This is a genomic window from Paenibacillus prosopidis (assembly GCF_003337375.1).
Classification (GTDB): Bacteria; Bacillota; Bacilli; order Paenibacillales; family Paenibacillaceae; genus Pristimantibacillus; species Pristimantibacillus prosopidis.
Map to the genome: position 1 here is coordinate 47,973 of NZ_QPJD01000007.1, position 15,779 is coordinate 63,751.

General features: G+C 50.5%; 11 protein-coding genes. 4 read left to right on the forward strand and 7 right to left on the reverse strand.

Features of this window, described 5'->3' with window-relative positions; all coding sequences use genetic code 11:
• Window positions 1-29: 29 nt before the first annotated feature.
• Together mgrA and DFP97_RS12165 are read right to left on the reverse strand one after the other, a co-directional pair.
• Window positions 30-1,025 carry an L-glyceraldehyde 3-phosphate reductase gene (gene mgrA, locus DFP97_RS12160; RefSeq protein WP_114380265.1) on the reverse strand — a complete coding sequence of 332 codons (996 nt, stop codon included), beginning with the start codon at window positions 1,023-1,025 and terminating at the stop codon, window positions 30-32.
• A gap of 73 nt (window positions 1,026-1,098) precedes the next feature.
• The gene (locus tag DFP97_RS12165; RefSeq protein ID WP_245976167.1) at window positions 1,099-2,544 is read right to left on the reverse strand and encodes an HD-GYP domain-containing protein; all 1,446 of its coding nucleotides are present in this window, start codon (window positions 2,542-2,544) and stop codon (window positions 1,099-1,101) included.
• Between the two features lie 319 nt (window positions 2,545-2,863).
• Here DFP97_RS12165 and DFP97_RS12170 point away from each other — a divergent pair, with 319 nt between their 5' ends.
• Together DFP97_RS12170 and DFP97_RS12175 are read left to right on the forward strand one after the other, a co-directional pair.
• The gene (locus tag DFP97_RS12170) at window positions 2,864-4,024 is read left to right on the forward strand and encodes a peptidylprolyl isomerase (RefSeq protein ID WP_114380266.1); all 1,161 of its coding nucleotides are present in this window, start codon (window positions 2,864-2,866) and stop codon (window positions 4,022-4,024) included.
• Between the two features lie 458 nt (window positions 4,025-4,482).
• Window positions 4,483-5,355, forward strand: a complete 873-nt coding sequence (locus DFP97_RS12175) for an aldose epimerase family protein (RefSeq protein ID WP_114380267.1) — start codon at window positions 4,483-4,485, stop codon at window positions 5,353-5,355.
• Window positions 5,356-5,605: 250 nt separating this feature from the next.
• Here DFP97_RS12175 and deoC read toward each other — a convergent pair whose 3' ends face one another.
• Window positions 5,606-6,289, reverse strand: coding sequence for a deoxyribose-phosphate aldolase (gene deoC / locus DFP97_RS12180; protein ID WP_114380268.1), 684 nt, complete (start codon window positions 6,287-6,289; stop codon window positions 5,606-5,608).
• A gap of 250 nt (window positions 6,290-6,539) precedes the next feature.
• Between deoC and DFP97_RS12185 the strand changes: the two genes are divergently transcribed.
• Together DFP97_RS12185 and DFP97_RS12190 are read left to right on the forward strand one after the other, a co-directional pair.
• Entirely contained in the window at window positions 6,540-7,367 is an 828-nt protein-coding gene (locus DFP97_RS12185) for a purine-nucleoside phosphorylase (RefSeq protein WP_114380269.1), read from the forward strand.
• Window positions 7,368-7,592: 225 nt separating this feature from the next.
• Window positions 7,593-9,368 (forward strand): 5'-nucleotidase C-terminal domain-containing protein, encoded by a 1,776-nt coding sequence (locus DFP97_RS12190; RefSeq protein WP_114380270.1) that lies wholly within the window; start codon window positions 7,593-7,595, stop codon window positions 9,366-9,368.
• Between the two features lie 147 nt (window positions 9,369-9,515).
• Here DFP97_RS12190 and DFP97_RS12195 read toward each other — a convergent pair whose 3' ends face one another.
• The 4 genes from DFP97_RS12195 to DFP97_RS12210 all read right to left on the reverse strand — a co-directional run bounded on the left by DFP97_RS12195 (window position 9,516) and on the right by DFP97_RS12210 (window position 15,402).
• The gene (locus DFP97_RS12195) at window positions 9,516-9,968 is read right to left on the reverse strand and encodes a cupin domain-containing protein (RefSeq protein ID WP_114380604.1); all 453 of its coding nucleotides are present in this window, start codon (window positions 9,966-9,968) and stop codon (window positions 9,516-9,518) included.
• A gap of 461 nt (window positions 9,969-10,429) precedes the next feature.
• On the reverse strand, window positions 10,430-12,148 hold the full coding sequence (locus tag DFP97_RS12200) for an ABC transporter ATP-binding protein (protein ID WP_114380271.1): 1,719 nt from the start codon (window positions 12,146-12,148) through the stop codon (window positions 10,430-10,432).
• Window positions 12,149-12,214: 66 nt separating this feature from the next.
• Window positions 12,215-12,946, reverse strand: coding sequence for a formate dehydrogenase accessory sulfurtransferase FdhD (fdhD, locus tag DFP97_RS12205; RefSeq protein ID WP_220271156.1), 732 nt, complete (start codon window positions 12,944-12,946; stop codon window positions 12,215-12,217).
• A gap of 101 nt (window positions 12,947-13,047) precedes the next feature.
• The gene (locus DFP97_RS12210; RefSeq protein ID WP_114380273.1) at window positions 13,048-15,402 is read right to left on the reverse strand and encodes an FdhF/YdeP family oxidoreductase; all 2,355 of its coding nucleotides are present in this window, start codon (window positions 15,400-15,402) and stop codon (window positions 13,048-13,050) included.
• Between the last annotated feature and the right edge of the window lie 377 nt (window positions 15,403-15,779).

Consider the following 15,779-nt stretch of genomic DNA (forward strand, 5'->3'; position numbering starts at 1 on the left):
CGTTTATTGGATTTATATTATTATTCAGCTTAATCAGCCGCCAGAATCGTTTCAATCCGGCCGAGCTCTTCCTTGCTAAAGTCGAGACGGCTTAACGCCGCGACATTATCGTCAATTTGTTCTACTCTGCTTGCTCCGATTAAAGCAGAAGTCACTTTGCCGCCTCTCAGCACCCATGCAAGCGACATTTGGGCCAACGATTGTCCACGCTCTTGCGCCAGATCATTCAGCAGCTTAACCTTGCTCAGCTTACTATCCGTTATTTGATCCGTCTTCAAAAATACGCTTGGACCTGCTGCGCGCGAGTCTGAGGGAACGCCATTCAAGTACCGGTTGGTGAGCAAGCCTCCGGCAAGCGGCGAGAATACAATCGAGCCGATGCCTTCCTGCTCCAGCACGTCCTGCAGCCCGTTTTCAATCCAGCGGTTGAACATGGAATAGGAAGGCTGATGAATAAGGCATGGCGTGCCGAGCCCCTTCAATATTTCGGAAGCGCGGGCCGTTTGCTCCGCGCTATAGTTGGAAATCGCAACATACAGCGTTTTTCCTTGCCGGACAACATGATCGAGCGCCGCCATCGTTTCTTCCAGCGGCGTCTCCGGGTCCGGCCGGTGATGATAGAAAATATCAACGTATTCCAGGTTCATCCGCTTCAGACTTTGATCCAGGCTGGAAATCAAATATTTCCGCGAGCCCCATTCCCCGTACGGGCCTTCCCACATATGATAGCCCGCCTTCGTCGAGATAATCATCTCGTCGCGGTAAGCTGCGAAATCCTGCTTCAATATTTGTCCAAACGTTTCTTCTGCAGAGCCCGGAGGCGGCCCATAGTTATTGGCAAGGTCGAAGTGTGTAATGCCCAGATCGAAAGCCCGGCGAACCATCGCCCGTCCATTCTCATAGCGGTCAACGCCGCCGAAATTATGCCATAGTCCCAGTGAAATAGCCGGCAGCTTCAATCCGCTGCGACCTACCCGGTTATACTTCATACCCTCATATCGATTATTAGCCGCTTGATAAGTCATGTTTGATTTCCCTCCAAATTTTAAATTGGAACGCTTCTATTTTACAACTGTAAGGCAGCAAAAGGAAATCCTGTTATCTCGCTAATTTACGCTCCAGCTTCAAGTGCGGGCTGTTCCGTAGCGTCTCCTCGAAAAAATCCGGCTGCTCCTGGACAAGCCGTTCCCACGCCTGCACGCATTGCGGATCGAAATGCCGTCCGCTCTCCTTCACGATAATATCCATGGCCGCTTCGTGGGACATTGCCTGACGGTAAGACCGCGACGAGGTTAGCGCGTCGTATACGTCGGCCACTGCAGTTACGCGTGCCAGAAGCGGTATTTGCTCACCGGCTAATTGATCCGGATAGCCGCTGCCGTCCCATTTTTCGTGATGGGAACGAATAACGCTAAGCTCTTCCGGCATAAAGCCCAGACGCTTGCACAAGTCAAAGCCGGAAACGGGATGCAGCTCAATAACCTGCCGTTCCGCAGTCGTGAGCTTGCCAGTTTTATTCAATATGGGATCAGGGATACGAAGCTTGCCGACGTCGTGAACGAGTCCGCCTTGCGCAATCGCCCGCAGCTGGCTTGATGACAAGCCGAGCTCTTCTCCAAGCTTTAGCGCATATAAGGCAACACGATAATTGTGGCCTGCCGTATACGAATCGCGCGCTTCTGTCGTCATGACCAGCTCCCTGACGCTTGTAGACATATATGTACGAATCCATTCTCCCGGGTTTGCGCGGAACATCATCTTGATGGATGCCGTGATCGATCTTGAGCTTACATATTGGTAAATAATACCGACGACCATAACAACCACGGATGCCAGTAGCATGAAATGGTATAACCACCAGCTTACGTTCCAGGCTTGCCCGGTTACTATAATAAGCTGGGCGATAATCAGCCAGCCCGAGCTGTATACGACAGAAAGCTGCAGCGGAAAGTGGGATGACAGGTACGTTTGCAAATATCTGTACATCGTCCATCCGTTCATTCCAACAATAAAGAAAGTCGCGTACCATTTCACCGGGTTTTCTTTCAAATGAAAGTAACGGGTCAAGTCTGGATACATCCAAAGCACAGCGCAGAAAGCAAAAACCGACAACGACCATACGGGCAGCAGCATGCGCTGCCAATTTGCCAACCATCTGATGAGCGGTTGATCAACAGAGATTGAGGAAAGCCACAGCCAAACGACAGCCAACAAAATGCTAAGCTGAGCGGCATTAGTCGAAATGCTGCTATGGTGAATCAGAAAACCGGGGGTAGACAAGCCGTGCAGGACGAACATCGCTGCTAGCGATACATAGGACAACGATAGAAAGCTAATCTTAATATTACGCAGCTGAATCGCTACGAATCCAACTGCTATCGCGAGAGATAGAGCCAATACGGATATAAGACTGACTATATAAAAATGCTCATGCGGTGCATTAATGCTTTTGTCGAGCGCCGACGACCGCAGCAGCAGATAGCCAAGCGACGGTATGAGCATTGATATTGCTAACCGTATAAATACACCCGTATTTTTCCGCAAGCCGATCCCTCCTACAAATGATTTGTAGTTAATGATAGTAAGCAGAAGCCACCGCGAATGCTGTAGGAAAATGCTGGTTTGCCTTTTGCAACTATCATAACATCCCTCCCGCTTCCTTTAAACAATGAAGTTTACCCGGGCAAAAAATGCTTTAAAGCCATCAAATTGGCGCTGTAACTTGAAAACATACTTGGTATAACTATACAATTAATACGAATCGACAAATGTTGCAAGACATATTTTTATTTTAGATTAAGGTTTTTTCAATTTTGTTTTGTTATAGTATGTGAAGACAGGCAAATCGAAGGGAGTTTATCGAATGAATAACAATGAATCGCAGTCCAACAAAAAAGATGAAGAAAACGAATTGACTGCGAAAGAAGAGCGCTACACGTACGACAATGAAGAGCAGCAGGACAAGCTGTCGGAGCAAGATGCGGCTATAGAAGAAGAGCTTTTGAAAGAAGCAGGCGAAGAGCTCCCTGAAGACGCAAACGATGAGATCCGCGCAGCAGCTGCACCTTCGAACACGGAAGCCGCTCAGCAAGCACCTAAAGGCGGAAGCAGTAAAGCATGGATCGCTATCTCCGCTATCCTGGCTATAGCACTGATTATCGTGCTGATTAAGCCGCCATTTGGAGGCAGCAATGAAACCGTGGCAACCGTTAACGGTGTCAATATAAGCAAGGACAGACTCTATGATGAATTAGTTTTAGCAGGCGGCGCGGCAACGCTGGATAATCTGATTACACAAGAGCTTATCGGGCAAGAAGCGAAGGCGGCCAGCGTTACGGTATCCGATGCTGATGTAACTGCCGAGATTGATTTGATCAAAAAGAGCTTTGGCTCTGACGAGGAATTCAATGCAACGCTTGCACAATACGGCATGACACTTGAATCCTTGCAGAAGGACACGAAAGTAAACCTGACGATCCGCAAAATTTTGGAGCCGCAAACGGACGTAACGGACGCAGAGATTCAGAAGTTTTACGATGAGAACAAAGCATCGCTGGGCACACCTGAACAAGTTCAGGCATCGCATATTTTGGTGGCAACCAAAGAAGAAGCTGACGCCATTTTGGCCGAGCTGAAGCAAGGCGCGGATTTCGCGACGCTTGCCAAAGAGAAATCGACCGACCCAGGCTCAAAGGATAACGGCGGAGATCTTGGTTTCTTCGGTAAGGGCGCTATGGTTCCTGAATTTGAAGAAGCGGCATTCGCACTGAAGGTTAATGAATTAAGCGGTGTCGTTCAAACGGAGCATGGCTTCCACATTATTAAGAAAACAGCCGAGAAAGCTGCTGTAGTTCCAACTTTTGAAGAGAAGAAGGAAGAAATCCGCAAACAGCTCGTTGCTACGGAAGCAAATGAGCTTTCGGAAGCATGGATGGCAAAAATTCGTGAAAAAGCGAAAATTACAAACACGCTTGCAACCGAAACGCCTGCCGAAGGCGCAGCTGGAACCGAAGCCGTTCAGTAATTTGCGCATATAGAAGGCGGCAGTATCCTCCAGGTCGGTCAGACCTTATGGAATACTGCCGCTTTTTTTGTTTTTATTCGCATCGTATCATTTTAATACCGCCCCTTCACTCGGAGGGAGGAGCTAAGGGCGGCTTTGACAACAGAGAGCGCAGGCGGGCTGCTGTAAAATGCGCGTCTATAATAGCTGGGAACCGGAAGGATTGTGTATGCCATATTGTATCACTGCTTCTCTCTCTGAAGTTAATTTATATTATTCTAGTAAACCGGGGTTGGCGTAGATGGATGATTTTATAGATTCGTCCATTTTGAAACCTGCATTGCACCTGCTTGAAGTAGACTGGCTAATGCCGGGGATAGTGAAACAACCCTATAGGCGATGGTAAAAGGGCAACGCCTGCCTATCCAGAGTGTGGTATGATTGTGGAAAAACATACTTATCTTATTGGAGGGAACAAAGTGAGTAACTACGAAGTAAGAAGCTTTAAAGACACGTATACGCTTTATGAATTAACGGAACAAAGCACCTCTTCTCGCGTGCTTGTATGTCCGGAAAGAGGCGGTATCGTTATTGGCTGCCAGTTGAACGGACTGGAGCTGTTTTATTTGGACAAAGCTACGTTCGAGCACCCTACTGCAAATATTCGCGGCGGCAATCCGATTTTATTTCCGATTTGCGGCCAGCTCGAGGAGCTTTCCTACGAATGGAACGGGAAGCCGTACAAAATGGCAAACCACGGCGTCGCCCGTACAGCTGTGTGGGAAGTCGTTGACACTCAGACCGATGGCGAGGCTTCGATCACGATTCGATTGCGCAGCAATGAGCAAACGCTGATAGCTTATCCATTTGCGTTCGAGCTGCTGTTCACTTACGCTCTGCAGGACGGAAAATTACATTCGCGCCAGCAATACAGCAATTTGAGCGAATCTGAAGCTATGCCGTTCTATGCGGGCTTCCACCCTTATTTTGCGATTGCTTCGGATAAGCGGATCACATATGAAACGGATGCGACCCGTTATTTCGATTACAACGATAACGCGGAGAAACCATTCGATGGTGTGATTGATTTGGAAGGGCTCGTGGAGTCCGTCTGCCTGCTCGATACGAAGAAGAGCGAGATCTCGTTCCCTGTAGCTCCGGATGCGCGCGTCCGCATGACTTACGATGATATTTTCAAATACATGGTGCTGTGGTCGGCGAAGGATCGTCCTTTCGTGTGCGCGGAGCCGTGGATGGCCAAGACGGGTGAGCTGAATCGTCAAGAGGAGCTCGTTATGCTGGGTGCCGGCGAAGCGCTGCGCGCCAACCTGACCATTAGCTGCGAGCGTTAATAACGCGGCGTCACTTCTTTTGAGGCTATATTGGATATTTGCAGTAACGATGATTCATTATTCACTCACTGGGCGGATTACTGTACAAAATCCAATATAGCCTATCGTGCCGCCGTAATTTTGACCCTATGCTGGATAAAATCCACGATAGCAATAAAAGGCTGCCCCGTCATCGACTAATGTGGGACAGCCTTTTCACCTTTAACATCCAACTATACAAGATAAATCACGGAGCTTGCCTACTTAGACTTTAGTAGCCTTCGCCCTTGCCGCCGGTCACAATCGCGATGCCAGAGCTAGTGCCGATGCGCGTTGCGCCAGCCGCAAACATTTGCAGCGCCGTTTCGCGGTCGCGTACGCCGCCGGATGCTTTTACACCCATATCAGGCCCTACCGTGCGGCGCATAAGTGCGATATCCTCTACGGTAGCTCCGCCTTTGCCGAAGCCGGTTGACGTCTTAACGAAGTCGGCTCCAGCTTTTTTGCAAATTTGGCAAGCTGCTGCCTTCTCTTCGTCAGTCAGAAGACCCGTCTCCAAAATAACCTTAACTGCGGCATGGCCATTGCAGGCTTCAACGACACCCTCGACGTCACGCTGTACGCCTTCCAAGTCTCCCGATTTCAACAAACCGATGTTTAGAACCATATCTACTTCCGTTGCGCCGTCTGCAATTGCAAATTTAGCTTCCGCCGCTTTAGATGCTGTCGTTGTAGCGCCTAATGGAAAGCCCACCACCGTTGTGATACCGACGCCCGAGCCCTTCAGCTCATTAGCTGCTACCGCAACCCATCCCGCATTGACGCATACGGTTGCAAATTGATATTGCTTAGCCTCGCGGCAAATTTGTAAAATCTCTTCTTTCGTCGCATCGGCCTTTAATATCGTATGGTCGATCATTGCCGCTACTTCAGCTGGCGAGTAATTGTTGCTCATGGTTTGTTCCTCCGCTTCATTTTCATAGCTTCTCGTCCCTATCCTATCCAATTATGTGGACTAGATACGCATAATAATGTTCATTATACGAAGCTTTGTCCGAAACAACAATGACATCCTTCCGAAAAAGCCGTTGGTTTACTTTTGCTCATGCGATACGCTATGATTGTAATGCTGTAATATCATTCCAGCTAAAGCTTTCGAATACGAAGCGAGCTTTGCTTCACTAACTTTAGGAGGTACATCACCCATGGAAAATATGTTAAGCAAAATAAATGAAGCTGCGGCCTACATACGCGACCAACTGCAAACATCGCCGCAAATCGGTTTGATTCTCGGCTCTGGTCTCGGTGTAATGGCCGATGAAGTGACGGAAGCACTTGTTATTCCTTACGGGCAAATCCCCCACTTTCCCGTTTCTACGGTAGAAGGTCATTCCGGCGAGCTCGTTATTGGCCAGTTGGAGGGTAAGAATGTTATCGTTATGAAAGGCCGCTTTCACTATTACGAGGGATACTCGATGAAAGAGGTCGTCTTCCCCGTCTATGTCATGAAGCAGCTCGGCATTGATACGCTGCTTGTAACGAATGCGGCTGGCGGCATGAACCGCTCGTTCGCTGCCGGCGATCTCATGTTAATAACGGATCATATCAACAATACGGGCAGCAATCCATTGATGGGAGCCAACATACCTGAGCTCGGTCCCCGCTTCCCGGATATGTCCCAGGCCTATAACCGCGATCTTCGCGGAATCGTTGCCGCCAAAGCGGCCGAACTGAACATTAAGCTGCAGCAAGGAGTGTACGTAAGCATATCTGGTCCAACCTACTGTACACCTGCCGAGCTTTCGATGATGGCTGGTTGGGGAGCCGATGCCGTCGGCATGTCAACCGCGCCTGAAGTCATCGCCGCTAACTACTGCGGAATTCGCGTTGCCGGCATCACTTGCATTACGGACATGGCTATCGGCGATGAGCTTGAGCCCCTGACGCATGAGCAGGTAGTGCGCGTCGCTGAACAAGCCAGACCGAAATTTATTGCACTGGTGAAAGCATCCGTTAGCGCGATTAACGTTTAATATGATTAAGATTGCGAGGGCTGTCCATGAGGACAGCCTTTTTTTATTATGGGTTTTACAGACTGTCGATTAGCGATCCGGATTCCTCCCAGTAGAAGAAACACCTTTGAGACAGCCTTTACTTATAATTAACCGAATATTCAAAAAGGTTTTAATTGGAAACTGGTAGAATATATAGTGTGGAACCATGCTATTACAAATATATCGTGAAAGGATGAAAAATGGATGCGCAAACATTCAAAATGGCTGCTGCCCGCACTGCTTACCGGTGCATTATTGCTAGGGGCAACGAGCAGCGCTGCGGCTGCAGACGCAGACATGCCGGCCCCAGCCGGTAAACACATCACGCTATTACATACGAATGATATGCATGCCAGAGCCGCAGAAGCGGCAAGCGGTGAGATGGGTTTAGCCAAGATTGCCGGTATTATCGATAGCTACAGAAGCAAAAACGCCAACACCCTCGTCATTGACGGCGGAGACGCTATTCACGGCACCACCTTCGCCACGCTCGTGAACGGCGAAAGCGTCGTGGATGTCATGAACAAAATGGGCTACGATGTAATGGCCCCCGGCAACCACGAATTCAATTACGGCTCCAAAAAACTGCTTGAGCTCAAAAGCAAGCTTACTTTCCCGATGATTAGCGCAAACGTAAAAGCAGCAGACGACAGCCGCCTGTTCGAGCCTTACATCATTAAGGTTGTTGATGGTGTGAAAATCGGCATTTTCGGATTGACGACGCCGGAGACTGCCTACAAAACGCATCCAAAAAACGTTGAAGGCATCACCTTCACCGATCCGGCTAAAGAAGCGCAGCTGATCGTAGACGAGCTTAAGGACAAGACCGATGTTATCGTTGCTGTCGGTCACCTTGGACAGGACAAATCAAGCGTCGATACGAGCTTGAAGGTGGCGAAGGAAGTGGCCGGCATCGATATTTTTGTCGATGGTCACAGCCATACCGTACTCGAGGACGGGCTTACAGCCGATAACGGAACGCTTATCGTAAGCGCAGGCGAATACACGAAGTATGTTGGCGTCGTCGACCTATGGGTCGATAACGGCAAGGTCACGAAGAAGCAAGCGACGCTTATCAATCAGGCGGAAGCCGCAGAATTTGTGCCAAATGCCGCTGTTGCTGCCCTTGTAGCATCCGTTCAAAAGAGTCAGGAAGCAATTCTTGCTGAAGAGGTTGGGGAAACGGCCGTATTGCTCGAAGGTGCACGCGAGAAGGTTCGCGCCGGCGAAACGAATCTCGGCAACCTGCTTGCCGACGCCTTGCTTGACGTTACAGGCGCCGATGCGGCGCTCACGAATGGCGGCGGCATTCGTTCATCCATTGATGCTGGCATGATTACGAAAGGCGAAGTCATTACCGTCCTTCCTTTCGGCAATCAAATTGTTACGGTCAAAGTAACTGGAGCGGATATTAAGGCCGCATTGGAGAACGGCGTATCCGACTATCCGAACGCGAAAGGTGCCTTCCCACAAGTCGCCGGGCTAACTTTTAAAATTGATCCGGCAGCCGCCAAAGGCGATCGCGTCCACACCGTTAAGGTAGGCGGCAAAGCGCTGGATGATAGAGCGACTTATACGCTGGCAACCAATGACTTCCTTGCTGCCGGCGGCGATGAATATACGATGTTCAGCAAATATCCTCAAGCTGGCATGTACGGCGCGCTCGACGAGGCGCTGATTGCTTACATCCAAAGGCTCGGCAAAGCGAATCCTATCGTAGAAGGCCGCATAACTGAAGGTGCGAAGCCAGTCCCTCCTACTCCAAAGCCGGAGCCTAAACCAGAGCCTAAACCAGAACCAAAGCCCGAACCAAAGCCGAAGCCTGAACCTGTCGCAGCCGTCTATATCGTGAAAAAAGGCGATACGCTTTGGGCCATTGCCAAAAAATACGGAACAACATGGCAGGTGCTTCGCGACATTAACAAATTGAAAAACCCCGATCTCATCTATCCCGGACAAAAAATCAAGCTTCCTGCATAACAAGTTTTACTATTAACCTCATTAACGAAAAAGCAACTGCCCAGGCGATCAAAACCTGAGCAGTTGCTTTTTTCATAAATGGTATATAGTCAGGAGCCAAATGGATGGCCTTTATAGAAGTAATTCCCATCTTCTGCCTGCTGCGGACTATCTCTTGATTAGCTTAAAATCATCGTAATGGAAGCCTGGCGCTACGACACAGGATACGAGTACAGGCTCGTCGCCCAGCGGCCGCGCCATTTGCCATTCGTTCGCCGGTACTAACGCCTGCGGCTGATGACCTGCTTGCACATCCGGGCCAACAATAATTTCTTTTCTTATCTCCGGTGCAGCTTCTGTGCCGCCAAGCGTCAGCATTAGCGGACTGCCGGAATGCCACATCCACAGCTCGTCCGAATAAACCGTGTGCCAATCGGAGAACTCCTCAGGGTGAAGCAGGAAATAGATCGATGATGCCGCAAATCGCGGCCCTGAATAAGGAGCGCCAAGCACCTCCTGCGGTATTTCAAAACCGGCCTTCCAAATCTCCTTGTACCATCCGCCTTCGATATGCGGCTTCAAATCAAGCGACTGCACGAGCGGCGACAGCTGTTTCTGCAGGACTCCCATCCCTCTCAACCTTCTTTCTCTCTTTCTCTTTTTCGAATCAGCGCCAAGCGTAAACGGCTTCGCCGTCCTCTGGAGGCGAAGTGTCGTTTCGCGGAGAATTCTAAGCAGATATAAGTGTGAAACTTATAAATTCTTAGAATTTAAAAAAATCGTTTACTCATTTTATACCGCATCGTACGGCTCGTCAATTCAGCGACAAAGGATAAGAATAAATGGCGCTAGATCCTCTATTTCTGCGTTACTGACTGAAATAGAGCAAACCATAGGCGTTATTCATCGGTTTTTGGAGAGTCAGAAGTTGTTTCAGTGTGAATAAGACCAAAAATTACCGTTATACAAACTCGTCCTATGCAAGGTGTGATGGAGATTGCTCGTTTCAACCGGAAAAATACCAACATATAGAAAATCAGCAGCCGTGCGGTCTTTTATGACCACCCTGACTGCCTATTTGCTTATCTATTGCCGAACTGCGCATGGTGCAAACGGCTGTAAATGCCGCCTGCCGATACGAGTTCTTCGTGGCGGCCCTGCTCGGTAATGCCGTCCTCGGTGACAACGATGATGCGATCGGCATTTTTGATCGTTGCCAGCCGATGTGCGATGACGAGCGTCGTACGGCCAACGGACAGCTCAGCTAGCGATTGCTGAATCGCAGCCTCGGTCTCCGTGTCGAGCGCCGATGTCGCTTCGTCGAGAATGAGGATCGGCGGGTTCTTCAAGAACATCCGCGCAATCGCAAGCCGCTGCTTCTGTCCGCCGGAAAGCTTCACGCCGCGTTCGCCGACAACCGTTTCCAGCCCTTGGGGCTGAGCCAGGATGAATTCCTCCAGACGCGCCCGCCGGGCCGCCGTCCAAATATCTTCATCCGATGCTCCCAGCTTCCCGTAGACGATATTCTCGCGAATCGTGCCCGCGAAAAGGAATACATCCTGCTGCACGATACCGATCTGCTTCCGCAGCGATTCCAGCTTCAGGTCACGGATATCGTAGCCATCGACGGAAATGCTGCCGTCCTCAATTTCATAGAACCTTGGCAGCAGGCTGCACAGCGTCGTTTTGCCGGCACCAGAAGGTCCGACGAATGCGATCGTTTCGCCTGCGCGAATAGTCAGATCAATATTTTGAAGCACCTTCGCTTCGCCTTCATAGCCAAAAGTAACTCCGCGGTACTGAATATCTCCGTTTAACCGGTCTACCTCAGCCGCACCCGGCTTATCCGCAACGTCAGGCGCCGTTTCCAGCAGCTGGATATACCGCTTGAAGCCGGCGATTCCTTTCGGATAGCTCTCGATAACGGCATTAATTTTTTCGATGGGCTTGAAGAAGATGTTGGTCAGGAGGACGAATGCGACAAAATCACCGTAATTCATTTTCCCTTGAAGCACGTACCAGGCGCCTGCGATAAGCACAAATACCGAAACTAAGCGCATCAGCATGTACGTTATGGAAGCATTCAAGCCGATAAGCTTATACGAAAAAAGCTTTGCTTCCCGGAAACGCAGGTTGTTCGCTTTGAACAGCTTCTTCTCATGCTTCTCGTTCGAAAAGGCCTGAACAACGCGAATGCCTCCTACTGTGTCCTCGACGCGCGCATTGAAGTCAGCCATATCCGAGAGAAGACGTTCGACCGCTTTCGTCATTCTGCCGTTGAAATACAGGACAAGCCATATAATGATAGGAATGATGACGAAGGTCAAAACCGCGAGCTCAAGATTGATGTACGCCATAATGCCGAATGCCCCGAGCAGCGTCATCAAAGCGATGAACATATCCTCCGGCCCATGATGCGCCACCTCGCCAATCTCGAACAAATCATTGGTCAGGCGAGAAATCAGATGGCCCGTCTTCGTATTGTCGAAGAAACGGAAGCTCAGCTTCTGCACGTGATCGAACAGCTTTTTGCGCATGTCGGTTTCAATATTAATGCCGAGCATGTGGCCCCAGTAGGTAACTACAAAACTCAATAGCGTATTTACGACGTAAACGACAAGCAAAACTGCACAAGCCGTTAGAATCAGCCCCCAGTCCTGGGCAGGCAGCAGCGTATTAATGACATAGCTGACCGCGAGCGGGAAGCACAGCTCCAGAAAGGCGAGCAGAACCGCACAGCAGAAATCGAGCAGGAACAGTTTTTTGTAAGGCTTATAATAGGCAAAAAATCGTCGAAGCATCTTTAACTCCTTCTCTATCTATATTGATTTTCGATACATGATATACAATCGTTTCCAACCTGTCAATCAATTGGTAAAGTCAATCCGTTCATGATGCGTATATACATTCATTTCGCCGCTACGAATAAAACCTACGCACGTTATGCCAAGATCGTCTGCGAGACGAAGCGCGAGATCGGTCGGTGCAGACTTGCTGAGCATAATGCCGCAGCCGATCTTAGCCGCCTTCAGCACCGCTTCCGAGGAAAGCCTGCCGCTGAACGCGATCACCTTATCCGAGGTACGGAGCCGGTGCAGAAGGCAATAGCCGAACAGCTTATCGAGCGCGTTATGGCGGCCAATATCCGTCCGGACGGCCAGCAGCTTGGTCGAAGTGCCAATCGCCGCATTATGAACGCCGCCCGTGCTGCGGAAATCCGGCGAGCTGTCCTGCAGCTCCCGCATAAACTTAATGCACTGCCCGGCTTTAATTCGCGTGCGGGTTATGATGGTTTTCGCGGTCAGCATATCATTGTGAAAATAAAACTGCCGGCTCTTCCCGCAGCAAGAGCCGATAAACCGTTTCGTATAATAATCGCGGCTCACTGATTGCTTATGCTCGAGTTCAATATAAGCAAAGCCTGTATCTTCGTGGATGGACAATGCTTTAACTTGACCGGCTGAACGAATAACGCCTTCTGAAGCGAGGATGCCGATGACCAGCTCCTGCAAATGGGACGGCGAGCACACTAAAGTCGCAAACTCTTCGCCATCCAGCTTTAATGTAAGCGCAAATTCCGTCGCGATCTCGTCGTCCATCTCGAAGTGCGCGCTTCCGTCGTATTTCAGTATGCGCCACTTCGTCGTGTTCGAATTTTCCGTCAGAGCCGCCTCCCCCTCTCTGCCTTCTTGGCTTCTGCTTATGCGGGAGGCTCCATCTCCAGCTCCTCGATCCGCTTCTCTGTATATTTCGTGTCCTTCAAAGCATGATACGTATCCGCCCGCTCCACGACGACCGATGCGTTATATTCGGGAATGCCCGCATGCGGCTCATACACCCCTCTGTGGAAAAGGTAATTGCCCTCTGGCCAGTACAGCTCGATATTGCCTCGCGCAATGGCTTCGCGCTTGGCTCTGCCGTGGAAGGTACCGCTGCGGTTGTAGACGACAACCGCGTCACCTTCCGCGATACCGAGCTCTGCTGCATCCGTCTCATTCATCAGCACATCGTAGCGGCCAGCGTCGTTGAAAGCATCCTTTTGCCCATAAATCATTGAATTGAACTGCTTGCCCCGCCTTGTTGTAGCATAAAAGTGTCCCTCCGGCTTACGAAGCTCAGGCAGCTCGATCGCCAGCAGATTGCCCTTTCCGTCAACGGTCGGACAAATGCCGCCCTCGCACAACCATGCTCCGCCCCATTGAAACACATCGCCTTGCTTATTCAAATGCTGTATCCCGTCGTAAAGGGGAGCGCTGAGCGCAATTTCTCTGCGGATCGCTTCGGCATCATTGAAGGTAATAGCTGTTTTAAGCTCGGGCCGAATACGAGCAGCCAGATCGGCGTATATTTGCCATTCCGCGCGAGCCTCTCCGATACGCGGACCGTCGATGGCCGGCGAGAAATAAACCATCCGCTCCGTAGACGTGGAAGTGCCGCCGCCCGGCTGCTCATATCGCGTCATCGCCGGAAGGACGATCACCTCCTCCTGCGCATCAAGCAGCGTCGAGCTGTTCAATACGATGTCCTGGTGTACCCTTATATCAACTGCCTCTAGGCAGCGCTTCACAAAATCAGGATCCGGCATCGTCTCGATAAAGTTGCCGCCCGATGTATAGAACAGCTTCAGCTTGCGTTCATGCCGTTCGGGCAGAAGTGCATTTTCCAGCGACACGCCTACGATATCGCCCTGCCATTCCGGCAGCTTAAAGCCCCAAAGGCTTTCAATGCGGCTAATGTCTGCTCCTTTAAACTCGCCGCCAGGCAGGCTGAACGGATCGGCGCCCATTTCGCCGGAGCCTTGTACGCCGCTATGGCCGCGTATCGGCATTAAGCCGCAATGCTCACGGCCGAGAAAGCCCCTCAGCAGCGCAAGGTTTGCAACCTGCGAAATATTATCCGTCCCGAACCGGTGCTGCGTCAGCCCCATGCTCCACACAAAAACGCCGGACTTCGACGCCGCAAGCAGCCTTGCGAATTCACCCATCCGCTCCTTCGTCAGCCCGGACGACTTCTCAAGCAGCTCCCAGCTCTGCTGCAGTACATGCGGCTTAAGTGCCTCATATCCATTCACATGCTCCCTAACAAAAGCATGATCGATCGCTGAGCCGGGCTGCTCTTCCTCCATCTCGAACCACTGCTTCATGACGCCGTGCATGAACGCAATGTCACCGCCGATGTTGACCTGGTAGAAGTCATCGGCCAGCTTCGTGCCGAACAAAGCGGATTCCGGTATCGACGGAATCCAGTAGCCTTCCATGGCCGGCTCGCGATAGGGATTAATGACGATAATTTTCGTCCCTTTCCGCTTAGCGGCATACATATACTTCGTCGACACCGGCTGGTTGTTTGCCGCCACGCTTCCCCAGAAGACGAGCACATCCGTCCCGATCCAATCCTTATAATTGCACGTTGAAGCGCCGACTCCAACCGACCGCTTCATCGCGGTCTTGGAAGGAGAGTGACATATGCGGGATGCATTATCGATATTGTTCGTGCCGATTAGACGCGCCGCCTTGGCCGCTGCGTAATACGACTCATTCGTGATCCCGCGCGCCGTTAAGTAAAATGCCAGCTGCTTCGGATCGATTGCCCGCGCTTTGGCTGCGATGCGATCAAGCGCTTCATCCCATGACAGCCTGCGGAAGCTGCGCTCCCCCTTGCTGCGGATAAGCGGATAAGGCAGCCTTCCAAGCTTACGCAATTCCGAGCTTCCGAGCTTCCGCAGCTCTTCGATATCCGCATGCAGCATTGCAGGCTTAATGGCCGGCATCGTATTCAGCCGCAGCACATTAAGCCTTGTCGTGCAGATATGCGGTCCTTCCAGCGTCTGATCATACAGCCCGGATACGCCGAGCGCGCAGCCGTCGCATACTCCTTGCGTTAAAATCCGGTATGCATAAGGCAGATTATCGCGGTTATCCCAAACAACCTTGATTGTGTCACGAATATGATGCGGTTTAATACGCCCCAGACCGAACGGCGCTTTGCTGACCCACAGCTTCGGATCCGGCCGTTTCGGCAGCTTAACCGGCCCTGTATGCATCGTTTTCGTCATAAACGATTCACCTCGTTAATAAACGTTATTAGGGTTACTGCTGTCTGTCTGTCTGTCCGTCCGTCCGCACACACATTCAGTCTCGTGAACCAAACTCACTAAATAGTGAAGTTCGCTTCACTATTTTTCGCGCTCAACCGAAGTTCCGTAAAAAGAGTGAGGTAAATCTCACTCTACGTGAAGCTAGCTTCACGGGGAATGAGTTTGCCTCACTAAATCAAATTTACATCCGCTTCTAGCATGATTTAATGAGGTTAACCTCACTGTATAATGAGCTTCCCTCACTAAGCTTCACTCACTAATCCATATGCCAGCCCAATCCTCATGCATACATACTCATTTACACTTACACACCTGCATGCCCAGTAACCTTAATC

Coding starts and splice junctions, on each gene's coding strand:
- mgrA (WP_114380265.1), bottom strand. CDS start 1,025: ATGACTTATCAAGCGGCTAATAATCGATATGAGGGTATGAAGTATAAC.
- DFP97_RS12170 (WP_114380266.1), top strand. CDS start 2,864: ATGAATAACAATGAATCGCAGTCCAACAAAAAAGATGAAGAAAACGAA.
- deoC (WP_114380268.1), bottom strand. CDS start 6,289: ATGAGCAACAATTACTCGCCAGCTGAAGTAGCGGCAATGATCGACCAT.
- DFP97_RS12185 (WP_114380269.1), top strand. CDS start 6,540: ATGGAAAATATGTTAAGCAAAATAAATGAAGCTGCGGCCTACATACGC.
- DFP97_RS12190 (WP_114380270.1), top strand. CDS start 7,593: ATGCGCAAACATTCAAAATGGCTGCTGCCCGCACTGCTTACCGGTGCA.
- DFP97_RS12200 (WP_114380271.1), bottom strand. CDS start 12,148: ATGCTTCGACGATTTTTTGCCTATTATAAGCCTTACAAAAAACTGTTC.
- fdhD (WP_220271156.1), bottom strand. CDS start 12,946: ATGGACGACGAGATCGCGACGGAATTTGCGCTTACATTAAAGCTGGAT.
- DFP97_RS12210 (WP_114380273.1), bottom strand. CDS start 15,402: ATGACGAAAACGATGCATACAGGGCCGGTTAAGCTGCCGAAACGGCCG.